The 22598-nt window shown below is 35.5% G+C and carries 24 protein-coding genes, 7 tRNA genes and 1 other annotated feature; of the genes, 3 read left to right on the top strand and 28 right to left on the bottom strand.

Annotated features, from left to right (window positions below):
• Nucleotides 1-22: 22 nt before the first annotated feature.
• The 12 genes from COB47_RS12895 to COB47_RS05205 all read right to left on the bottom strand — a co-directional run bounded on the left by COB47_RS12895 (nt 23) and on the right by COB47_RS05205 (nt 6582).
• A complete protein-coding gene (locus COB47_RS12895) occupies nt 23-163 on the bottom strand; it encodes a hypothetical protein (protein ID WP_237699016.1) in 141 nt (46 codons plus the stop codon).
• A 14-nt stretch (nt 164-177) separates the two neighbouring features.
• Nucleotides 178-744 (bottom strand): ABC transporter ATP-binding protein, encoded by a 567-nt coding sequence (locus COB47_RS05255; RefSeq protein ID WP_237699015.1) that lies wholly within the window; start codon nt 742-744, stop codon nt 178-180.
• Nucleotides 745-770: 26 nt separating this feature from the next.
• Entirely contained in the window at nt 771-1895 is a 1125-nt protein-coding gene (locus COB47_RS05250) for an HlyD family secretion protein (protein WP_013290340.1), read from the bottom strand.
• A 4-nt stretch (nt 1896-1899) separates the two neighbouring features.
• On the bottom strand, nt 1900-2511 hold the full coding sequence (locus COB47_RS05245) for a TetR/AcrR family transcriptional regulator (protein ID WP_013290339.1): 612 nt from the start codon (nt 2509-2511) through the stop codon (nt 1900-1902).
• Nucleotides 2512-2643: 132 nt separating this feature from the next.
• A tRNA-Glu gene (locus COB47_RS05240) sits at nt 2644-2718 on the bottom strand.
• A gap of 20 nt (nt 2719-2738) precedes the next feature.
• Nucleotides 2739-2815: transfer RNA gene (locus COB47_RS05235), tRNA-Met, on the bottom strand.
• Between the two features lie 24 nt (nt 2816-2839).
• Nucleotides 2840-2915: transfer RNA gene (locus COB47_RS05230), tRNA-Met, on the bottom strand.
• A 5-nt stretch (nt 2916-2920) separates the two neighbouring features.
• A tRNA-Leu gene (locus tag COB47_RS05225) sits at nt 2921-3010 on the bottom strand.
• Nucleotides 3011-3065: 55 nt separating this feature from the next.
• A tRNA-Leu gene (locus COB47_RS05220) sits at nt 3066-3150 on the bottom strand.
• Between the two features lie 122 nt (nt 3151-3272).
• Nucleotides 3273-3665, bottom strand: coding sequence for a secondary thiamine-phosphate synthase enzyme YjbQ (locus COB47_RS05215; protein ID WP_013290338.1), 393 nt, complete (start codon nt 3663-3665; stop codon nt 3273-3275).
• A 20-nt stretch (nt 3666-3685) separates the two neighbouring features.
• Entirely contained in the window at nt 3686-4198 is a 513-nt protein-coding gene (locus COB47_RS05210) for a nitroreductase family protein (RefSeq protein ID WP_083771535.1), read from the bottom strand.
• 20 nt (nt 4199-4218) lie between these two features.
• Nucleotides 4219-6582 carry an ATP-binding protein gene (locus COB47_RS05205; RefSeq protein ID WP_013290336.1) on the bottom strand — a complete coding sequence of 788 codons (2364 nt, stop codon included), beginning with the start codon at nt 6580-6582 and terminating at the stop codon, nt 4219-4221.
• A gap of 187 nt (nt 6583-6769) precedes the next feature.
• Here COB47_RS05205 and COB47_RS05200 point away from each other — a divergent pair, with 187 nt between their 5' ends.
• Nucleotides 6770-7528, top strand: a complete 759-nt coding sequence (locus COB47_RS05200; protein ID WP_013290335.1) for a DUF6062 family protein — start codon at nt 6770-6772, stop codon at nt 7526-7528.
• Nucleotides 7529-7536: 8 nt separating this feature from the next.
• Here COB47_RS05200 and COB47_RS05195 read toward each other — a convergent pair whose 3' ends face one another.
• The 4 genes from COB47_RS05195 to COB47_RS05180 all read right to left on the bottom strand — a co-directional run bounded on the left by COB47_RS05195 (nt 7537) and on the right by COB47_RS05180 (nt 13413).
• A complete protein-coding gene (locus tag COB47_RS05195) occupies nt 7537-8340 on the bottom strand; it encodes an Asp23/Gls24 family envelope stress response protein (RefSeq protein WP_041742721.1) in 804 nt (267 codons plus the stop codon).
• 56 nt (nt 8341-8396) lie between these two features.
• Complete coding sequence (gene ispD / locus COB47_RS05190) at nt 8397-9071, bottom strand: 2-C-methyl-D-erythritol 4-phosphate cytidylyltransferase (RefSeq protein ID WP_013290333.1); 675 nt, start codon at nt 9069-9071, stop codon at nt 8397-8399.
• A gap of 14 nt (nt 9072-9085) precedes the next feature.
• Nucleotides 9086-10738 (bottom strand): FAD-dependent oxidoreductase, encoded by a 1653-nt coding sequence (locus tag COB47_RS05185; protein WP_041742430.1) that lies wholly within the window; start codon nt 10736-10738, stop codon nt 9086-9088.
• A gap of 86 nt (nt 10739-10824) precedes the next feature.
• Nucleotides 10825-13413, bottom strand: coding sequence for a calcium-translocating P-type ATPase, PMCA-type (locus tag COB47_RS05180; RefSeq protein WP_307189133.1), 2589 nt, complete (start codon nt 13411-13413; stop codon nt 10825-10827).
• 157 nt (nt 13414-13570) lie between these two features.
• Here COB47_RS05180 and COB47_RS05175 point away from each other — a divergent pair, with 157 nt between their 5' ends.
• Both COB47_RS05175 and COB47_RS05170 read left to right on the top strand, forming a co-directional pair.
• On the top strand, nt 13571-15316 hold the full coding sequence (locus COB47_RS05175; protein WP_013290330.1) for an ABC transporter ATP-binding protein: 1746 nt from the start codon (nt 13571-13573) through the stop codon (nt 15314-15316).
• A complete protein-coding gene (locus tag COB47_RS05170; RefSeq protein ID WP_013290329.1) occupies nt 15313-17106 on the top strand; it encodes an ABC transporter ATP-binding protein in 1794 nt (597 codons plus the stop codon). The genes COB47_RS05175 and COB47_RS05170 overlap by 4 nt, the downstream gene beginning before the upstream one ends.
• Nucleotides 17107-17156: 50 nt before the next feature.
• Here the strand turns inward: COB47_RS05170 and COB47_RS05165 are convergent, their stop codons facing one another.
• From COB47_RS05165 to COB47_RS05115, 12 genes are all read right to left on the bottom strand, one after another.
• Entirely contained in the window at nt 17157-17528 is a 372-nt protein-coding gene (locus tag COB47_RS05165) for a hypothetical protein (RefSeq protein WP_013290328.1), read from the bottom strand.
• A 129-nt stretch (nt 17529-17657) separates the two neighbouring features.
• Nucleotides 17658-18047, bottom strand: coding sequence for a 50S ribosomal protein L7/L12 (gene rplL, locus COB47_RS05160; protein ID WP_013290327.1), 390 nt, complete (start codon nt 18045-18047; stop codon nt 17658-17660).
• Nucleotides 18048-18095: 48 nt separating this feature from the next.
• The gene (rplJ, locus tag COB47_RS05155; RefSeq protein WP_049770048.1) at nt 18096-18647 is read right to left on the bottom strand and encodes a 50S ribosomal protein L10; all 552 of its coding nucleotides are present in this window, start codon (nt 18645-18647) and stop codon (nt 18096-18098) included.
• Nucleotides 18645-18850, bottom strand: a sequence feature (ribosomal protein L10 leader region). Its footprint overlaps the gene before it by 3 nt.
• Nucleotides 18851-18866: 16 nt before the next feature.
• Complete coding sequence (gene rplA, locus COB47_RS05150; RefSeq protein WP_013290325.1) at nt 18867-19559, bottom strand: 50S ribosomal protein L1; 693 nt, start codon at nt 19557-19559, stop codon at nt 18867-18869.
• A gap of 76 nt (nt 19560-19635) precedes the next feature.
• On the bottom strand, nt 19636-20061 hold the full coding sequence (gene rplK, locus COB47_RS05145) for a 50S ribosomal protein L11 (RefSeq protein WP_013290324.1): 426 nt from the start codon (nt 20059-20061) through the stop codon (nt 19636-19638).
• A 40-nt stretch (nt 20062-20101) separates the two neighbouring features.
• Nucleotides 20102-20626 (bottom strand): transcription termination/antitermination protein NusG, encoded by a 525-nt coding sequence (nusG, locus tag COB47_RS05140; protein ID WP_013290323.1) that lies wholly within the window; start codon nt 20624-20626, stop codon nt 20102-20104.
• Between the two features lie 47 nt (nt 20627-20673).
• Nucleotides 20674-20943 (bottom strand): preprotein translocase subunit SecE, encoded by a 270-nt coding sequence (gene secE, locus COB47_RS05135; RefSeq protein ID WP_013290322.1) that lies wholly within the window; start codon nt 20941-20943, stop codon nt 20674-20676.
• Between the two features lie 23 nt (nt 20944-20966).
• Complete coding sequence (rpmG, locus tag COB47_RS11930; protein ID WP_013290321.1) at nt 20967-21131, bottom strand: 50S ribosomal protein L33; 165 nt, start codon at nt 21129-21131, stop codon at nt 20967-20969.
• Between the two features lie 175 nt (nt 21132-21306).
• A tRNA-Thr gene (locus COB47_RS05130) sits at nt 21307-21382 on the bottom strand.
• Between the two features lie 42 nt (nt 21383-21424).
• A tRNA-Gly gene (locus COB47_RS05125) sits at nt 21425-21498 on the bottom strand.
• A gap of 51 nt (nt 21499-21549) precedes the next feature.
• Complete coding sequence (locus tag COB47_RS05120) at nt 21550-21768, bottom strand: DUF1858 domain-containing protein (protein ID WP_013290320.1); 219 nt, start codon at nt 21766-21768, stop codon at nt 21550-21552.
• Nucleotides 21769-21835: 67 nt separating this feature from the next.
• Entirely contained in the window at nt 21836-22588 is a 753-nt protein-coding gene (locus tag COB47_RS05115; protein ID WP_013290319.1) for a nucleotidyltransferase family protein, read from the bottom strand.
• Nucleotides 22589-22598: the final 10 nt, after the last annotated feature.

Below are 22598 nucleotides of genomic sequence, written 5' to 3'. Positions count from 1 at the left end.
ACCTCTATCTTAAGCAATCTTTTTACTGTGAGAATACTTTCATAAACACATCTTCAATACTATGTGACGAATACTTTGTCTTGACATTTGCAGGTGTGTCTACCTCTTTCAAAATCCCATTAAACATAAAAGCAACATAGTCACACCTCTCAGCCTCATCCATATAATGGCTGGTTACTAATACTGTAACACCACTTGAGAAAAAACTCTTATCATCTCCCAATACTCTTTTCTTGAAATAGGGTCAACTCCAGCTGTTGGCTCATCTAAGATTAAGATTTGTGGATTGTGAAGTGTGGCACAAGCAAAAGCAAGTTTCTGCTTCATTCCGCCAGAAAGTGTGCCAACAAGTGATTTTTCTCTGCCTTCAAACCCAAAAAATTTAAGTAGCTTTGCCTTTTTCTCTTCAATCTCGTCCTTAGAAAGGTCATATATCGCACCATAAAATTCAATGTTCTCTTCAACCGTTAAATCCTCATACAGACTAAACTTTTGAGAAACATAACCTATATTTTGCTTTACTTGTTCTGGATATTTTGAAACGTCATTTCCAAGCACTTCTACGTATCCTTTTGTTGCTCTTAAAACACCACATATTATTTTAATTGTAGTTGTCTTCCCAGACCCATTTGGCCCAAGCAAGGCGAAAATGCTACCTTTGGGAATACTAAATGATATGTCATTTACCGCAACAAACTCTCCAAACCTTTTTGTAAGCCCCTCTACCTTGATTGCATATGCCACCTATCATCACCCCAAATTTTGTAAAATTAAATCTTTACATCAACAAGCATCCCAGGTCTTAAAATCTCTTTATCCTTTATTATCTTTAGCTTTATTATCTTTAGCTTGACCATAAAAACCACTTTTTGTTTTTCCTCTTTTGTCTCTACGTTCCTTGGTGTAAACTCTCCTTTATCAGAAATAAACACAATCTCACCATACGCTTTTTTGTTGTTATCTAAGATAAGCTCAACCTTCTTACCAAGCGAAAGTTTTTGTAGCTGTGCTGAAGGAACATATATCTTAAGATAGTAGTCGCTTAAGCCTATTTGAGCTATAAATGTACCAATACCAACAAACTGTCCTTGGTCAACCCCTTTTGTTAAAACAATACCATCAACAGGTGAGGTAATTGTGGTTTTTTCCAAATTTAAATCAGAAATTTTTAAGTTCTGCTCTGCCACTTTTACATAAGAGAGAGCTTGCAAATAGTTTCTCTTTGCAATGTCAACAGAAATCTCAGCAATCATTTTATCCTCATCTGTAACAGATTCGTTTTTCACCATTTCAAGTTGGTTTTCTAATGAATTAATCTGATGTGTTAGACTACTATTTTGAGCCTTTAGGGAATTTAATTGCATTTTTAGTTCTGATAATAGCTTTATTGTGTCCAAATCAGCCATTTTCATCTTTTCTAAATTTTTTATGTTTTCTTCCAAAAATTCAATGTTATTTTCATTTCCTAATTTTATGTCTTTTAGCTGTAGAATATTTTCTTTTATCTGATTAATCTTGTATTTCGATGGTTTTTTAGAAAGAAGCTGATATTTTAGCTTTGCTAATTCCCAGTTTTGCTCAGCGATATCCGCAGACAATTTAGCAACTTCAAGGTTTGCCTGTGCAATATTCTTTTGAACTTCATAAAGGCTTGAATCAATCTTTGCTATTATGTCACCTTTTTTAACTTTAGAACCTTCTTCAACAAAGACTTTCACTATTCTCCCAGCAATCTCAGTGTTTATATCAATAGTCGATACCTCTACAGTTGATGAGTATACATCTTCAGTATTTTCTTCTCTGCACCCTGTCAAAAAGAGAGTAAAAATTGAAATTAAAAAAAGGACAGTAAAAAATACCTTAAAGTTTTTAGATTGCAATATCGCCTTTATCATCCTTTTACTCCTCCCCAATAGACTTTTTTATCACATTTAATACATTTTCTATCTCCTCTTTAATCTCATCACTTGTTGTCTCAATGCCCAGAATATATTTTTGGAATAAAAAAGTAAGAAGAGTGCCTATCATCATTCTTGAAATGCCTTTCGCCATCTCTTTTGAAATATTTCCTTTTCGTATTAGTATCCTCTCAATCAAACCCTTTGCCTCACAGGTTTTAGGTACCATATTTTTTATAACCTCATTTTTGAGGGAGTCATTATACTGAATCTCTATTAGAACAATCTTAAAAAGGTCAATGTTTTTGTCCAGCATTTCAAGTCTTTCATTTATTATAGACCTCAAAAATTCAGAAACTTTTAAATCCTTGTTCTTTTCGATATTTTCTTTAAGAGGAGAAAGAACAACAGAACCTAAGATTTGTGTCAGGGCAACACTTACAACTTTGTGAAGTAAATTCTCCTTATCTTTAAAATACTTAAATAGTGTAGCTTCAGAAATCCCTGCATCTTTTGCTATTTGTGCTGTTGTTGTGGCAGCATAACCATTTTGTGAAATCAACTTTATGGCTGATTGAATTATTCTGTTCTTAGTATCTTCACTTTTCCTCAATTTTAATATCTCTCCCTCCCCTAAGTTTTTTAGTAAGTACTTACTTACTTTTATTATAAAAATTTTTTGTATTTTTTCAACTAAAACAAAAAAGGGCTTTTTAAAAGCCCTTTCTGCTCATATTTTCTGTTTTGGTGACCCCGAGGGGATTCGAACCCCTGTTACAGGCGTGAAAGGCCTGTGTCTTAACCACTTGACCACGGGGCCATACCTCTTTTTACATAAAATGGTGGCGGCGAACGGATTCGAACCGCTGACACTGCGGGTATGAACCGCATGCTCTAGCCAACTGAGCTACGCCGCCATCTTTTTTATTTAACTAATTTTTTGGTTGCGGGGGGAGGATTTGAACCTCCGACCTTCGGGTTATGAGCCCGACGAGCTACCAGCTGCTCCACCCCGCGATATCTGGTGCCGGAAACCGGACTTGAACCGGTACGACCTTATTCAGGTCCCAGGATTTTAAGTCCTGTGCGTCTGCCAGTTCCGCCACTCCGGCATCGCAATTATATATTTTAATGATTTCACTTACTTTTGTCAAGATATTTTTCTCTTGGTGCGGGTAGAGGGACTTGAACCCCCACGGCTGTTGCCACTAGATCCTAAGTCTAGCGCGTCTGCCAATTCCGCCATACCCGCTTGTTTTTGCGTATTATATTTTAGCACAAGCTTTCTTCTTTGTCAAATATAAAGGTTTTTGCTCCGAACACCTGTCTTAATTCTTGCAATTAACTCATAAGGTGTTCGGAGCATATAAATTTTTATTTTATATACACATATATTTTTCTTCTCCTTGGACCATCAAACTCACAAAAGAACACACCTTGCCATGTACCAAGCATCATCTCACCGTTTCGAATTATAATGTTAACAGATGAACCTATCAAGCTTGCCTTTATATGCGCATCAGAATTCCCCTCACTGTGACTATAGCCATTATTTGCTGGCACTAACTTTTCAAGTTGTTTTTTTATATCATTTACAACCGACGGGTCAGCATGCTCATTGATTGTAATACCTGCAGTTGTATGTGGAACAAATACTGTCATGAGTCCTTCTTCGATATTAGACTGTCTAACAATTTCTTTTAATTTACTTGTAATATCAACAAAATCTACTCTATCTTTTGTTCTTATCTCAATTTCCCTAAACAAATTAGAAATTCCCTCCCGAATTATTTTCTTTGGTACTTATTCCAGTGAAGTATTGAAGATAGGGGCTTTTTGTTTCTTACAGGTTCTTCATCAGCATAACCTATTGCAATGAGGGCACAAAGTTCTAAATTGTCTGGAACGTTTAGCAGCTTCTTGACATCTTCTGAATGCTCCTTTTTATAGCTTGCAACCCAACAACTCCCAAGCCCTAAAGCTTTTGCAGCCACTAAAATATATGTTGTTGCTGCTGACATATCTTCTAAAATATATTCGAAATCTTTCTCATAAAGCACAGCAACACAGCATGAAGCATCTTCTATGAATCTGCCATATCGAGCCTTTTGAGCAATTTGTTTTTTAATCTCCTCATCTGTCACCACCACAAATTCCCAACCTTCATTTCCTCTTGCAGTAGGTGCAAATCTTGCAGCATCAATTATCTTTTCAATAACTTCTTTGCTAATAGCCATATTCTTTTTGTATTTCCTGATACTTCTTCGAGACTTTAAAACTTCTAACATATCCATAGACACCTCAAAATATCTCTCCTTTCTTACTCATCTTTTTTATCACTAAGACTTACCAAATTATCTAAGTATCTTTTTAGCTTTTGTCTTGCCAAAAGTATCACTTCTTCAAACTTTTTGCCTGTCAAAATCTCAACAGCTTCATCGATTGTTTTTACTGCCCAGATGTGAAAATCTCCATTCTCAACTTTTTCTACTATCTCGTCACACAATACCAAATTTTTTATATTTTGATGTGGGATTATAACACCCTGCTTGCCATTTAAACCCTTTTTCTTGCAAACATAATAAAAACCTTCTATCTTTTTTGTCACGCCACCAACAGGCTGAATCACTCCCTTTTGGTTTACAGAACCTGTTATTGCTATTCCCTGATAGATGGGCACATCACTCAAAGCTGAAAGCAGTGCACAAAGTTCAGCTGCGGATGCAGAATCCCCTTCAATGCCAGAATATAACTGTTCAAAGCATATAGTGGCGTTTAATGCAAGTGGCATATCTTGGGCAAACAGCTGGGAAATATACCCTGAGATAATCAAAATGCCTTTGCTATGAGTTTTTCCAGACATTTGTACTTCACGTTCAATATTTATTATACCACTTCTTCCGCTACTTGTGGTAACTGTTATTAAAGAAGGTTTGCCAAAAATATAGTCTCCAACATCCAGAATTGCAAGTGCATTGATTTGCCCAGGCTTGTAGCCATCCACATCAACTAAAATAGTACCTTCCTCAATCATCTGGTTTATCTTTTCTTCATATTTTGCACTTCTAAATTCTTTTTCGCAAATTGCTTTGCTCACATGTTCTTTCTTCACCACTTTGCTCTTTTCCAGTTCAGCCCAGGTGTTAGCTTCTGCCAATATCTCAACAATTTCATTAAATCGCGTTGAAAGCTTTTCCTGGTTCTCAACAAGTCTGCAGGAATATTCAATCACTTTCTCAACAGCATCCTTGGAAAATGGCAATGCATTTTCTTTTTTACAAAATGAACTAATAAACTGGATCATCTTGTAAAGATTATCTTGATTGTAATCCATTTCTATGTCAAAATCAGCTTTAATCTTGAAAAGCTTTTTAAAATCTTCATCGTATGTGTATAAGATGTTATAAATATACTCACTGCCAATTAAAATAACCTTTAAATCAACTGGTATAGGTTCTGGTTTTAAGGAAGGAGTTATAAATAGTCCATAGATATCCTTTAGATTTTCAATGTATATCTGACCTGTTTTTAGTACTCTTTTCAAAGCTTCCCATGCCTGTGGATAGCTCAGTAAATCTTTTGCCTGAAGGATAAGATATCCTCCGTTTGCCCTGTGAATCGCTCCCGCCTTGATTTTTGTGTAGTCTGTAACAAGGATATTGCCCATCTCATTATCGTATTCAATTTTACCTATAAGATTGTAATAGGTCGGGTTTATTTCATAAACAACGGGTGCCCCTTCTAATTCTGAATTATCAACAATAACATTGACCTTATATCTATCAAGTCTTGACATCTTTTTGTAAGAAGCAAATTGCAGAGGAAGAGGTGTATCCTCTTCTTCTTTATCTAAAAATTCTTCAAGATTGTCAATTATGTCATCTGTTACATTATCAATATAGTCCAAAATTTTTGTGTTATCTTTATACTTGCTTCTGATTTCATATACATAATGACTTATCGTGAAAACGGCTATTCTCTTTTGTAATTCTTTTATTCTTTCTTTCAACTCTTTTTCAAGAATCTTTATCTTCTTTAAAACTTCTTGAGTCTCAAGTTGAAGTTTTTTAACCTTTCTTTCTATCTCATCTCTAATAGTCTTTTCCAGCTCAGGATATTCCTCTTCTGAAATAGCCCTACCATTTACAATAGGAATAAAATATACCCCACTTGGAGTATACTTTATCTCAAAATCATATTTCCTTGCTTCTTCAGCTAAACTATCTAAAAGCTGTGTCCTCTTTTCTTGATACTCATTGTAGATATTATTTTTATCATTTTCATATTCCTCGCTGTTAAAAACCTTCTTCAAATCATTAATTACAAACTCAAGAAAATCTGCCATATCCTTTTTGAAAACTTTACCCATTCCTTTTGGCAGAGATATTGCAATAGGTGAGTCAGGATTGACAAAATTATAAACATAAACCCAGTCGTTCGGAACAGGTCTGTTTTTTGCTATCTCCTTTAAATAATTTTCAGCAAAGCTTGTCTTACCTGTACCTGTGGGACCACACATGTAAATGTTGTATCCTTTTGTGGTAACACTCAGCCCAAATTCAAAAGCTCTTTTAGCTCTTTCTTGACCAATTATTGTGGTCAAAGGTTCTATTTCGCTTGTTGTTTTAAAATCAAAACTAGACAAATCTACATTCTTTTTTAATTTATCTGGTGTAAGTTTCATAAACATTTCACTCCATCTTTGCAGTTTTTCTTTAAAAATTTTATACCCTTTTTTTAGATATTTATTCTTTTTTATAAAAACAACTTTGTTGTTGTTAGAATGAGAAAATGGCTGTAAAATAAATGTTATGAACCATTTTAAAACTGGTAACAATTAATAAAACAAAAAAACAAGGAGTTGAATGCACATGGGAAACGAAAAGATATATATGATTCCTGTCAACGACGCTTTTTCAATAAATTGCGAATGTGCTTTTTGTTACCTTGAAAACAATTTCGAAAAACAATGTATTGAAATTGTGCTTGGTGAAAGTGTTATGGAGGTTGATGCAAGAATAGAGACAAACAAAAAAGGGTTTTGCAGAAGGCATTTTCACATGCTGCTTGAACAAAAAAATAAACTTCCTTACGGACTTATATTGGAAACTCACCTCAATGAGATAAAAAAACATCTTGAAAATCTTATATATTCCAATTTTTCAGAATCAAACTTGCAACAAAAAGAAGGGTTCATCAAAAAACTTTTTGGCAATCAAAATTTGAACAAAAACAAATTGACAGATATAATCCAATACTTAGAAAACCTCTCTTCCAAGTGCGTTATCTGTGAAAGGATTCAATCAAGGATGAAAAATTATTTTGAAGTATTCTTTTTCATGTGGAAAAACCAGAAAGAATTTCAGCAAAAAGTTCTTTCTTCAAAAGGATTTTGCTTACATCACTTTAATGAACTTTTGAAATATTCTATAGACCACTTGTCTGGAAAAGAATTTAATAACTTTGTCGAAAAAATTTGTAAAATTGAACTTGACAATCTTTCTCGAATCTATACAAACGTCTGTGACTTCAACAAACAGTTTGATTATAGAAACGCAAATAATACTGTTACTGAAGAGATAAGAAACTCGCTTTTGAATGCCACTGAAAAACTTGGAAAATACAAGTAAAAGTATTTTTACACTTGTACTCCTTTTGCAATGATGTGAATATACTCTACATTTATTGAGGTATAATATTCTATCTCCTCTTTTATCTCTCTCTGTATTCCTTCAAGTACAGATTTTATGTTGCAACCAAATTTTAATATAACCTCAATCTTTATATACAACAGATTATTCTTGATAGCAAGGTCAATTGAAAGTATTTTGGCAATATCCTTGCTTTTCTTGAGTACTCTGCGAACATATGCAATCAAGACATTTTCTGAAATAGTATATTCACCCAAATAGCTAAAGGTAGGTCTTACTATAGTTTTTTCGGCAACAATATAATCATTGAGGTTAATTCTCTTAAAAAGCTTTAAAGGATATATCAGCAAACCCGAAAAGTCCTTTTTTATTTCAAAAGTTGGAACAGGTACAACGTGTTTTCCTTCTTTATTTCGCATGGTTATTGCTTTTTTTATCTCAAGGTCGCTTGAAACTTCTTTGATATCAACAAACCTTTCAATACTTCCCAATTCTAATCTTTTAGCTATCATCTGTGCCATCTGTTTGGATGTAGCTAAGATTAAAATAGAATCAATGTTCAAATCTTTTATGGCCTTTTTTACCTCATTTGCATGATCATCTTCCATAAAAAGTGCTCTCCTGACCGAAGCCAAATATGTAGGTTCTTTCTTTGCAGACTTTCCTGCAACAAGCTTTGAGTTGTAAACTAAAATGCCGTCGTCTATTATAGCGCTTGCTCCCAGCATCTTTGCAACCACTATTGCCTTGTAGCTTTTACCTGTACCACTTGGTCCAACTAAAGCATACACTTTCACAGCATCACAACCTCTTCAAAAAGTTTTAAAACCTTTCAAAAGATATTTTACTACCAATACCCCTTTTCTACAACAGCCTCCGCAATCAACAGATCTTCTTTTGTGGTTATTTTGAAATTTACGCTACTATTTTCAATTATCTTAGGCTTTATACCCATCAACTCAACATACTGAAGGTCATCTGTAAATAACTCATTCTTAAACATTTCATATCCTTTATATATCAAATCAAACTTAAAAACTTGGGGGGTTTGTATCAGACAAATATTAGATCGTGGCAATGTCTTTTGAATGTGACCATCAACTACAAACTTTACAGTATCCTTTGCCAAAATGCCAGGTGCAACTGCAAAATGAACCTCAACCTCTTTAACAAGCTTTTCAATCAGCTGTAAAGTGATAAAAGGCCTTGCAGCATCGTGGATTGCAACAATATCACACTTGTTTTTTAAAATCTCCAATCCCTTTTTTACAGTGTCTGCTCGCTCTTTTCCTCCATAATCCCAATAAACAACTTTACTGTATTTTTCTTTCAAACTCCTTGCAATATCTTCAAAACCTTGAGGTACAAGCAGCACAACTCCATCAATAAAACGCGATTTTTCAAACATTTCAAGAGAATATTCAATTATCATCTTACCCTTTAAAAATAAAAATTGTTTGGGGGTATCCCCCCCAAACCTTGTGCCTTTACCTGCCGCACACAAAATAGCGCATATTTTCACCCTTTTCCCTCCACTTACTCTACCATATCAGGATAGTACATTCTCCATGACGTCCAGCCACCGCTCATATTCAAACAATCAAAACCATTTGCTTTTAAAATCAAACATCCATGGTATGACCTGAATCCAACACCACAGTAAACAATAATCTTCTTGTCCTTTGGAAGTTCACTCAGTCTATTTCTCAGCTCATCTACAGGAATATTTACTGCTCCCTTTATATGTCCAAACTCGTACTCTTCTGGTGTTCTTACATCTAAAATAATATAATCTGGGTTATCAAGATGTTCAAATACTCTATCAGGCAAAATATTTTTAACCTCTCCACGTATTATATTAGAAGCTGTCATGCCAGCCATTATCACAGGGTCTTTTGCAGACGAAAATGGCGGCGCATACACAAGATCAAGATTTTCCAAATCAAATACAGTCAAACCTGCATATATTGCAGTTGCAATAACATCAGCTCTTTTGTCTACTCCTTCTTTCCCAATAACCTGTGCACCATAAATTCTGCCAGTTGTGCTGTCAAATATAAGTTTTATTGTCAGCTGCTTTCCTCCAGGATAGTAACCAGCATGATGAAGAGGATGAACAATGGTCACATTGTAATTAAGTCCTTGGTCTTTACACTCAGTTTCGCTAAGCCCAACCTTTGCCAAAGCCCAGTCAAATACCTTGATAATAGAACTACCCACAACTCCTTTGAATTCCAAATTTCCGCCTGCTGCATTGCACCCAGCAACTCTTCCCTGCTTGTTTGCAGGTCCTGCCAAAGGAATCCATACATTTTTGCCTGTGATAATACTTTTTACTTCAACCGCATCGCCGGCTGCATAAATGTCAGGGTCAGAGGTCTGCATCTTGTTATTTACCACAATTCCCCTGTTCACTTCAAGACCTGCTTCTCTTGCAAGTTCAACATTTGGTATCACACCTGCTGTCTGAAAAACAACATCGCATTCTATCTCTTCACCGTTCGAAAGTTTTAACCTCTTTGCAACCCCGTCAATAACATCTGCATCAACCACAGATACGCCCGTTTTCACATCAACACCTTTTTCTTTTAACGTATATACAACAGGGTTTGTCATCTCTTTGTCAAACTGAGGCAAAATAGAACTTTTTAGTTCAACAATTGTACAGTCGACACCCAGAAGATTTAGCTGCTCAGCAAGTTCCATGCCAATATAGCCCGCTCCAATTACAACCGCTTTTTTTACTGGAGCTGCAGAGAAAGCCTCTTTTATTTTATCAACATCATAGAGTGTAAAACATGTGTAAGAGTTTTTGCAATCTTTCAAAAAAGGTAAAACAAAAGGTCTTGCACCTGTTGCAATGATAAGCTTGTCATAGCTTTCCTCATATGTTGTATTATTTCTTTTGTCTAAAACGGTCACAGTTTTCTTACTTCTGTTGATTTTTGTAACTTGGGATAACGTGCGAACATCAATGTTATATCTTTTCCTGAACAGCTCTTCTCTCACAACAAGCAAGCTATCTCTTTTTGGGATTGTTCCACCAACATAGTACGGAAGACCGCAGTTTGCAAATGATACATACTCTCCCTGCTCAAGTAGTACAATCTGAGCATTTTCATTTGTTCTTCTGGCTTTTGTGGCTGCCGATGCTCCAGCTGCAACTCCACCGATTATCACAATTTTCATTTGTTTGCAATTCCCCTTTCTATCAGTAATTTTAATTTTATACGTCATTTCTTTATCAAACTATCCTCTCATTTCATTTTATCACTTTAGATATTTTTTGCAAATATATTATGAAGCAAAGATGGAAATAATGAGCAGATTATGATAATAACCCATTCGAGACTTTTCAAGGAACTCACTTCAAATACTATACCCAGCTGTGGTATATATATTACCAGTAAAAATAAAACAAATGATAAAATTACAGCAATTAAAAGATATATGTTCCCAAACAACATCGAGAGTATGTTTCTTTTATTTGTTGAACACTCAAAGGCAAAAATGAGTTGAGATATTACAAGCGTAGCAAATGCAACTGTTCTTGCTGTTTTGAGGTCATAACCTTTTAAAAGGGGCAAATAGAATGATAAAGTTGCAAATACCCCAATTGAAATACCTCTCAATATTATCTCCTGCATTAGTCCACCTGCAAAAAGGCTTTCTTTTTTTGGTCTTGGCTTTCTCTTCATTAAGTCTTCATCGCCTCTGGAAAGAGAAAGGGCTGCTGCGGGAAGACCATCTGTCACAAGATTTACCCACAAAATTTGCATGGGCAAGAGTGCAGTTGGCAAATTTAATATTGAAGTAAAAAGCATTATCAATACCTCACCAATATTACAAGCAAGAAGATATTTAACAAACTTTTTTATATTGTCATATATAACTCTTCCCTCTTCAATAGCATGAACAATTGTGGCATAATTATCATCAAGCAATATCATTGAAGCAGCTTCTTTTGTAACATCACTCCCACTTATTCCCATAGCAATACCAATATCTGCTTCTTTGACCGCTGGTGCGTCATTTACTCCATCGCCTGTCATGGCAACAATGTTTCCTTTTCTTTTTAAAAGTCTTACAATTTTCAGTTTGCAAAGCGGGTCTACCCTCGCAAATACTGAAATATTGTCAATATTTTTCTCGATAAACTTCTCATCTTTTTCAAGCTCCTCACCTGTAACAACCTCTTCAAAGCTTTCTGAAATTCCAAGTTCTCTTGCTATTGCAAACGCTGTAAGTTTATGGTCGCCAGTTATCATAACTGTTTTAACTCCAGCTTTTCTTGCCTTATTAATTGCAAGCTTGACACCTCTTTTAGGTGGGTCTATCATTCCAATAAGTCCTAAAAAAATCATATTATCTACATCTTGTGAATTAAATTTCATGCACATAAGCAAAACTCTCAATGCTGCACTGCACATCAGTTCATTTTTCTTGGCAATTATCCTCTTTTCATTGGAGGTAAGTTCTTTTATTGTCCCATCTTGACACATATAAAACTTGCATCTTCCAATCAAGCTCTCATATGCACCTTTGACAAATAAAATACTATTATCACCATATCTTACTGTTACACCCATATACCGTTTGTTAGAATCGAAAGGTATTTCTGCCACTTTTTCTTCTCTTTTTATATACTCTTTATATTTTTTTGCCAAAACCAAAAGTGCTATTTCAGTTGGGTCACCGCTTGTTCTTAAGTCATTTCTGATTTTTTCTAACTCTGCATTGTTGCAGTTAACAGCACACATCATTATGTAATCAAGAAGCTGATTTTTTACAATTCGGCCGTTTAAAAGAATCCTTCCTTTCAAATCATACCCTGTCCCTTCAACCTCTATGCTCATGTCAACTGTCTCTATCCTTTTCACAGTCATCTTGTTCTCTGTCAAAGTCCCTGTTTTGTCTGAACAAATAACATTTACACACCCTAAGGTCTCAACAGATGAAAGCTTTCTTACAAGTGCATTTTTCTTTGCCATACGCTGAACCCCTATTGCCAAGGTAATTGTTACAACAGCAGGAAGACCTTCAGGAATTGCTGCAACTGCTAAACTTATTCCTATCATAAACATATCGTAGATATTTTGTTTTCTAATTATTCCCAGTATTACTATTACACTGCATATAGCAATACAAATTACAGCAAGTATTTTGCCAAGCTGGTTTAATCTGACTTGCAAAGGTGTTTTGGTCTCATGTGTTTCTCCCAGTACCTTTGCTATTTGTCCCATTTTGGTGTTAAGCCCTATTGAAGTAACCCTCATCAAACCCTTACCTTTGACTACGTATGTGCCCATATAAAGTTTATTCTCAGTGTGAACATCCTTGTCCACGGCTATAGACTCACCTGTTAAGATAGACTCATCAACTTTCAGTGAATATCCTTCGACTAATATTCCATCTGCTGGAATTCTGTCTCCCTCTTCAATTACTACAATGTCTCTTACTGTTACATATTTTGCTTCAATTACTTCTAATTTCCCGTCTCTTATGACTTTTGCTTTGTAGGAAATATAGTTTTTTAATGATTCCAAAGCTCTTTCGGCTTTGTATTCCTGAATAAACCCCAGCGTTCCGTTTAAAATTATAAGGAAAAAGATAACAATAGCATCTAAAAACTCGCCAAGCAAAAATGATAAAGCTGTAGACACAGCCAAAATCAGAACCAGAATATCTCTGAACTGGTCTAAAAATATTGAAAGAGGTTTCTTTCTTTTTTCAATTTCAATCTCGTTTATACCAAATCTTTCCAAATTTTCTTCAGCTTCTTTGAAAGAAAGCCCTTTTTCAAAGCTTTTAAGATTGTTCACCATCGTGGTTTTATCATCCTTGCCTGAATATCTATAAACAATATTATTAAAAAGCTCAATGTTTTATGAAGAACAAATAAAGGCTTAAAAAAGTGAGCTAAATATTAAAATTCTTATATTTATTTTCACATATAACAGGGTTATAATGTATTAAAGTGGCCAGCGAATAAAATTTTAAGTTTGGAAGGGTGCTGCTCAAGTGAATAACTTAAAAAGACTGTCACCATATTTCCAAAAATATAAAAAACTTTTAATTTTAGGTTTTATGCTTATTTCCATATCTATAACCCTTGGAATGGTAAATCCATATATCTCTAAACTGATCATTGACGAAGCAATTTCAAAGAAAAAGTATCATTTGCTTTTACCATTTGTCCTCACAATGCTCTGTGTGAGTTTGGTGCGGGGTCTTATAAGATATGGCCACTCCTACTTATTTGAAAACGTATCCCAGAATATACTGTATGAACTCAGAGAAACGCTTTACAATTTTTTACAAAGACAGACCTATGAATTTTATGACAAAACTCGAACAGGAGAAATCATGGCACGCATGACAGGTGACTTGGAAGGAATTAGAATGTTTTTCTCCACTGCCTTAGCTCTGCTTGCTGAAAATATTTTGAATTTTTCGATATCTCTTACCATAATGTTTATTTTAAATGTAAAGTTGACATTTGCTTTGCTTCTCTCAACACCTATATTGTTAATCTTGGTTTATATTTTTGACAGAACTATAAGACCAGAATTTATTAAGATACGAGAAAAGTATTCTAAACTCAACACAGCAACTCAGGAAAATATTACAGGTATCAGAGTTGTAAAGGCTTTCTCACAAGAGAACTTTGAAATAGAGAAATTTTCGTCTGCCAACGCCGAATACAAAGAACAAAATATAACAGTGGGACTTATCTGGGGCAAATTCTTTCCTATGATTGAAGCAGTGACATCATTACTTGTTCTGATTATTTTCGCGCTGGGTGGTTTCATGGTAATTAAAAATACAATCACGATTGGAACACTTATGGCTTTTCAAGGTTATCTATGGGCTATAATTTGGCCTTTGAGGTCATTGGGATGGATTATAAGCATGGTGGAAAGAGCAAACGCTTCTTGTGAGAGAGTTTTTGGATTGCTCAGTACACCTGTCAAAATCAAAGGAAAGCCAACTCCATTTGAAGTTAAAGAAGGGTATGTAAGGTTTGAAAATGTATATTTCAAACACTCTGGAAATCTTGTGTTAGAAAATATCAATTTTGAAGTAAAACCTAAAATGAAGGTTGCTATAATGGGACCAACAGGTTCAGGAAAATCTTCTATTGTAAATCTTATACCCCGTTTTTATGACGTATCAAGCGGAAGAGTACTAATAGATGAAATAGATGTGAGGGATTACGATCTTAAAAAGCTCAGAAGTGCAATCTCTGTAATTCCTCAAGAGACATTTCTATTTTCTGATACCATCGCAAATAACATAGCGTACGGTGTGGAAAATGCTTCTCTTGAAGATATCATAAACGCTGCAAAACTTGCTCAGGCACATGAGTTTATTGTTCAGTTCCCAGAGGGATATGATACTCTTGTTGGAGAAAGAGGAATTGGCCTCTCAGGTGGTCAGAAACAGCGAATTGCAATAGCAAGAGCTCTTTTGAAAAAACCCAAGATATTGATCCTCGATGATGCAACATCAGCGGTTGATATGGAAACAGAATATTTGATAAGCAAAGCGTTAGAAGAATATTTCAAAGATTGTACCGTATTTATCATTGCTCATAGGATTTCAATGGCAAAAGACTGCGACCTGATACTTTACCTTGAAAATGGAAAGATTGTAGAACAAGGAACCCACAATGAACTTTTAGTTAAAAAAGGTAGATATTACAATATATTTGTTCAACAATACAAAGATATTCTGAGTACACAAAAAGAAGGTGATAGGTTTTGAGCAATTCCACAAAAAGACTTAGAATTGAAGAAGATGAACCAATAACAAAACCTTTTAACTGGTCACAGTTTGTAAGACTTTTGAGATATATAAAGCCATATAGAAGGTACTTTATATATTCTTTTCTTCTAATGATACTTGCTACATTCTACAATCTTGCCGGACCTTATTTGATAAGATTGGTTATTGATATTGATATTCCCCACAGAAACATCCATGCTCTTATGTATAAAGCAGTTTTCTATATTGTGCTTACCTTATTGTACGTAATAAGTCTTCGCGTGAGAACAATCTTTATGACAAAACTCGGCAACAGTGTGGTCTCAGATATTCGAATGCATCTTTTTACTCATCTTCAAAAACTGTCTCTCAACTTTTTCGACAGTCGACCTGCAGGCAAAATAATGGTAAGAATAATGAATGACGTGGATTCTTTATCAGAGCTTTTGTCAAATAGTATTTTAAATGTGCTGGTTGACACTTTAAGCCTTTGGGCTATCATAGTAATAATGCTTTCAATTGATATAAAACTATCCATTGTTGCACTTGGTGTTCTTCCTTTGTTAATCTCAATAATCATGATATTAAAAAACTCAATAAGGACAAGATGGCAAGATGTTAGAAAGAAATCTTCTACTCTCAATGCTTATATACATGAAAGCATACAAGGAATGAAAATAACTCATGCTTTTACAAGAGAAGAAAAAAACGCCGAAATATTTAAAAATTTAAACACCACATTCAAAAATACATGGATGAAAGCAATCAGAGTAAATAATCTATTTTGGCCAACCATAGAATTCACTGGAACTCTTTCAAGCGTTCTCATATTTCTTTTTGGCATCTGGATGATGAGAAAGGGGTACACAACACTTGGTACAATCATAGCATTTTCTAATTATATGGGAATGTTCTGGCAACCTATCAATAACATATCTAATTTTTACAATCAGCTGCTGGTTGCAATGGCATCAACCGAACGCATATTTGAAATCCTTGACACTCAACCAGATGTTCAAGACAGTCCATATGCATATGATTTACCACCAATTAGAGGTGAAATAACATTTGAAAATGTTTGCTTCTCATATGACGAGGAAAAACCTGTTTTAAAAGATGTTCCATTCACTATTAAAGCTGGTGAGACAATTGCACTCGTAGGAGAAACAGGTGCAGGAAAAACCACAATAATAAATCTCATCGCAAGGTTTTATGACCCTCAAAAGGGAAGAATCTTGATTGACGGACATGACATTAAAAACGTAACTTTGTCTTCTTTAAGAAAGCAAATGGGCATAATGCTTCAAGATACATTTATATTCTCTGGTACAATTGCAGACAACATTCGATACGCAAAACCTGATGCCACAATGGATGAGGTAATAAGGGCTGCAAAGATCGTTAATGCGCACGAGTTTATTATGAAAATGGAAAACGGATATGATACAGAAGTCAACGAAAGAGGAAGCCGCCTCTCTATCGGCCAAAGACAGCTCATCGCATTTGCCAGAGCACTTTTAGCTGACCCAAAAATACTGATATTAGATGAAGCAACCTCAGCAGTAGACACTCAAACAGAGATCCTAATCCAACAGGCTATAGAAAAGCTAACATCGGGCAGGACCTCAATTATTATAGCTCACAGACTGTCTACCATCCGAAATGCTGATAGGATATTTGTCATCCATGATGGGCAGATTGTTGAAGAAGGCAGTCATACTCAGCTTCTTGAGAAGAAAGGTTATTATTATAATCTCTACACCTCACAGTTCAAATATTTTGAAAAATAATGACCTAAGTAAAAAATGGCTGGTAAATAAAGCCAGCCATTTTTTATGACTCATGCCTGGTATCTGTTTATTCTACTAAGAAGCTGTGTCTGCCATTTTTCATAAACCGGTATTATTTCGTTTTGATACTTGGCAAGAAGCTTTTCGGCTACTGGCTGCTTGTACATCTGAAGAAGCTCGCTCAACCTTTCCTGAAATTCATTTTCTGTGTTCTGAAGACTTTCTACGTCAAACTCGTCTTGAATTACTTTCAGAGCACTTGAAATGCTTAAGAATGCTTCAATGATATCGTTTAAAAGATAAAAAGAGTCTTCAAACCTCAGCTGCGGAATTTGAACATTCATGATATGATCAAAAGCTTCTGACATGGTAGAGGTAAGCTCATTTATCTTTTGGACAATCTCTAAGTACTTTTCATTCATTTTTCTAACCCAACCTTCCTAAACTTAGTGTAATATTTATTTTATAATACCACAATAAAATCAAGATTTCATCCATTAAATTGAAAAAGGGCAGGAAATCCCCACCCTTTTTCAGTAATTTGACATTCATTATTTGAGTTCAACTTTTGCTCCAACTTCTTCAAGTTTCTTTTTGATCTGCTCAGCTTCTTCTTTCGATACATTTTCTTTGATTGGCTTTGGAGCACCGTCAACAAGGTCCTTTGCCTCTTTCAATCCAAGACCAGTTATCTCTCTTACAACCTTGATAACTTTGATCTTATCGCTACCTGCATCTGCCAAAATAACGTTAAATTCTGTCTTCTCTTCTGCAGCTGGAGCTGCTGCCTGAGCGCCAGCAACTGGAGCTGCTGCAACCGCAACTGGAGCTGCTGCTGTAACGCCAAACTCTTCTTCTAAAGCTTTTACCATCTCAGAAAGCTCTAATACTGTCAATGTTTTGATCTCTTCAATCAATTTTTGAACTTTTTCGCTTGCCATCTTCTGAACAACCTCCCATTTTAAAATTTTTAATTTTTTTTATTTATGTTAAGCACTCTGCTTCTTAGCAATAGCATCGAGTGCCAGAACAAGCTTCCTAATTGTACCAGAAAGTACATAAACAAGACCAGACATTGGCGCGTTCAAGCCGCCAAGCATCTTTGCAACAAGTTCTTCTCTTGATGGAAGTTTGGAAAGTGCGTCAACCTCTTTCGCAGAAATTACTTTACCTTCAATAAATCCGCCTCTTATTTCTAACTTTTCAAGGTCTTTTGCGCCTTCTTTTAATATCTTTGCAACCTTTACAGGATCGTCGTACGAAAATGCAACAGCAATAGGTCCTTCAAAAAATTGTTCAAGCTCAGAAAGATTATTTTCCCTTACAGCAAAGGTAAACAAAGTCTTTTTTACAACCTTGTACTCAATTCCTGCTTCTCTTAGCTTCTTTCTGAGCGCTGTGTCTTGTTCAACGGTAATTCCATGATTGCAAACAATCACACCAGCTTTCGCTTTTGACAGTTTTTCCTTGTATTCATTTAAAAGCTGCTCTTTTACCGCTCTTGACTTTGCCAACAAATTCACCTCCCTTTTGTATCCCATAAAATTATTAAAGCCTCTTTAAGTTCACCTTAAAGAGGCTGTAATTATCCCTCCCCCATTCGGCCAATGCCAAAAGACAAATTTTAATCCTCTTTGACCGACGGGTTTTTAAATAATTACAACCTCGGTAGGCAAACTTTTAAGCAAAGTACTTTTTAAAAGTACTTTGCACCTACTGTCTTCGGTTGTAGGCTATTCACTTTCTAAATTTTTATAACATTATAATGGTTTTAATGGGTTTATTTTAATACCAGGTCCCATTGTTGTTGCCACTGTGATGCTCTTTATAAACTGCCCTTTTGCAGCAGGTGGTCTTGCTTTGATGATTGCATCCATTAGTGTTCTATAGTTTTCAAGAAGTTTTTCTTTACCAAATGAAACCTTGCCAATTGGACAGTGGATTATAGCTGTCTTGTCAAGCCTAAATTCAACTCTACCAGCTTTTGCTTCTTTCACAGCTTTTGCAACATCCATTGTTACAGTCCCTGATTTTGGGTTTGGCATCAAACCTTTAGGACCTAAAATCTTACCAAGTCTTCCCACTAAACCCATCATATCGGGTGTTGCAATACATACATCAAAATCTGTCCAGCCTTCATTTTGAATCTTTGCAACAAGCTCTTCTGCACCGACATACTCTGCTCCTGCTTCTTCTGCTTCTTTTGCCTTGTCACCTTTTGCAAAAACCAAAACTCTTACGTTTTTACCTGTACCATTTGGCAGAACCACAGTGCCTCTTACCTGTTGATCAGCATGTCTTGGATCAACGTTTAATCTTACATGAACTTCAACCGTCTCGTCGAACTTTGCATAAGATGTCTTTAATGCAAGTTCAATTGCCTCTTCCGGGTCATAAAGCTTTGTCTTATCGACAAGTTTTGCGGCTTCTTGATATTTTTTACCTCTGAACATTCTCTTTATAAACCTCCTTTGTGGTATTTGCGGCTATAAATTAACCTCCCACACCCTGTCGTGTGTACAAAAAATATTAGTCTTCAACTACAATTCCCATACTCTTTGCAGTACCTTCAATGGTTCTCATAGCAGCCTCCAAAGATGCAGCAGTCAAGTCTGGCATCTTTTGCTCAGCAATCTTTCTAATTACATCCCTCTTTAATGTAGCTACCTTTTGTTTGTTTGGCTTTGGAGACCCACTTTCAATTCCCGCAGCTTTCTTCAACAGAACTGATGCTGGAGGCGTCTTTGTAATAAATGTAAAAGACCTATCAGAGTAAACAGTTATAACAACTGGAATAATCAATCCAGCATCTTTTGCTGTTCTTTCATTAAACTCTTTGCAAAACTGCATAATGTTAACACCATGCTGACCCAACGCAGGTCCGACTGGTGGTGCTGGTGTTGCTTTGCCTGCTGGAATTTGAAGTTTTATTTGTGTTAAAACCTTCTTTGCCATCTTCTCTTTTCACCTCCTGTTTGACTTGAGTTTAAATGTATCATAATCTTTCTACCTGGTGGTAATCAAATTCCACAGGAGTTTCTCTCCCAAATAGGTTTAGCATTACTCTTACCTTTTTTCGTTCTTTATTTATTTCAACAACTGGCCCATAAAAATCAGTAAATGGACCAGATACAATCTTCACATTGTCACCAACTTCAATGTCAAATACCTCCACAACCTCTTCCTTTATACCCATCGCTTCTATTTCTTCATCTGTAAGAGGTGTGGGTTTAGATTCAGGTCCCACAAAACCAGTCACGCCTCTGACATTTCTTATCGTGTACCATATCTCATTGTCCATTACAGCTTTGATTAACACATACGACGGGAACTTCTTTTTTTCTTTAACAATTTTCTTTCCATCTTTAATTTCAGTGACAAGTTCAGTGGGAATCCTAATGTCTAAGATTCTATCAGACAAATTTCTATTTTCAATTATTTTTTCTAAATTGGCTTTTACTTTATTTTCATAGCCTGCATAGGTATGGACAACATACCATTTTGCTCTTTTATCACCCATTTTGAAGGGCTAAAAGCCCGCCCTCCTTTTTTCTCAAGAATTGCTTTTTATTTTATCTTCAATAAAAGTTTGAAAATAAGCTGATCGTATATAAGGTCAGCAAGCAAAATGAACACTGTGAAAAACAGTGTAAATGTCAACACCACAATTGTGTGTTTTACCACCTGTTTTTGAGAAGGCCATACAACCTTCTTCATCTCTATTCTAACATCTCTGAAAAACTTAAGAGTCTTTGCCCACCATTCTTTAAAACTCAACTTCTTTTTGTTCCCTTGAGGTTTTGCAACTACCTTTTCCACCTTTTTCTTCTCCACCATTATTCACACATCCTCTTTCTTAACTATTTAGTTTCTCTATGGATGGTGTGTCTTCGGCAAAACTTGCAGTATTTTTTAAGCTCGAGTCTATCTGGGTCATTCTTTTTATTCTTTTCTGTCGTGTAATTCCTGTTTTTGCACTCGGTACATTCAAGATGAATTATCATTCTCGCACCTTTTGCCGCCATGTTATATTGTTCACCTCCATCTCAAACCTTCTGTAAATGACCTCATCCTTTTTCTCTTTTCTTTTTTCAGAACAACTTGTATTCTTCAACAATGAAAATTAGCAAAAAAAAATAACCCTTCTTTTCTTGACTTTTTAAATCTATCATAAACAATTAAAATTGTCAATAACTAAAATGGAGCCCACGACCGGGCTCGAACCGGCGACCTCCGCCTTACCAAGGCGACGCTCTGCCTGCTGAGCTACGTGGGCGCTTACAAAAATAAAGGGGAGCATACCCCCCTTTTTGTCATTTGGAGCGGGTGATGGGAATCGAACCCACGCTGCCAGCTTGGGAAGCTGGTGTTCTACCATTGAACTACACCCGCACTACCATTTATTATTTTAATACGATTTGCTTAAGATGTAAAGTCTTTTTTTTATTCATCCAAAAGACCTTTGCTTTTGAGATACTCGTTTAGCTCGTCCACAAGTTTTTGCGCATCTATTCCATGAAGCGCACATGCCTCTTCAATGCTTTCTCCTTGAGCAGAAGGACAACCCAAACAGTGAAGACCATTGTTCAAAAATATTGGAATGGTCCCTCTATCAATCCTCAATACATCTGCAATTATTGTATCAGTTGTAATTCTTGGCATTCCTATTTGCCTCCTTCGCGAAATAAAAGTATTATTTTTACATTATACCACAATTTCAATCGGAATTCTACCTCTTTTTTTCAAGATAGAACTTTGCCACCATAAGGTCAGAGTCTTTATCTACATCTTGTCCCAATTCAGGATATGTAGATATGATAGCTTTAGCTTTAACCTTAAAAACCTTAGATACCCTTTTTTCAACTTTCCGTATTGAAAGTCTCTTAGTTAAAAAAAGCAACAAAATGGTGGGTCCTATTAGCCGCGCCATAGCAATAGGATTTTTACGCTTTTCCACAAGCTTTTCGGCAAGTGAATAGCACTTTTCAAATACTGACGGAGTTATTATAATGGCATTCCCACCAGTAAATGTTCCTTCTTTCACAGTTCCATATGTCCTTTTCATCTGAGGGTATTTCTCATCGTTTATGCTCTTTTCAACAATTGGATAACAAATGTCCGCTCCGGATTTTATTGACTCTTCGATAAAATGATCTATCGCCTCAGCGGTAATAAATGGCAGGTCTGCAGTTAAAAATAAAATTTTTTTATTATCATTCAAAAATTCTATCGCCTTTTTAGCATTTTTCATTATTGAGGTGTCTTCTTCAACAAATTCAACCTGTGGATACCTTGAAATTAAAAATTCTTTTAGCTGAACCGGGCCTACAACAACTCTGCGCGAAATATGTTTGGAACTGCATACTGCATCAAGCACATATTCTATTAAAAATTTTTCTCCTATTTTGATCAATGCCTTGCACTCATAAGGAGTACCTGATTTGTTTTTATCAGATCCAGCAAGTATTACAGCATTTATCATATTTTTCACC

It is taken from the genome of Caldicellulosiruptor obsidiansis OB47 (assembly GCF_000145215.1).
Lineage (GTDB): Bacteria > Bacillota > Thermoanaerobacteria > Caldicellulosiruptorales > Caldicellulosiruptoraceae > Caldicellulosiruptor > Caldicellulosiruptor obsidiansis.
The sequence above is the reverse complement of the archived record's forward strand: the minus strand, read 5'-3'. Positions and strand labels throughout refer to the sequence as shown.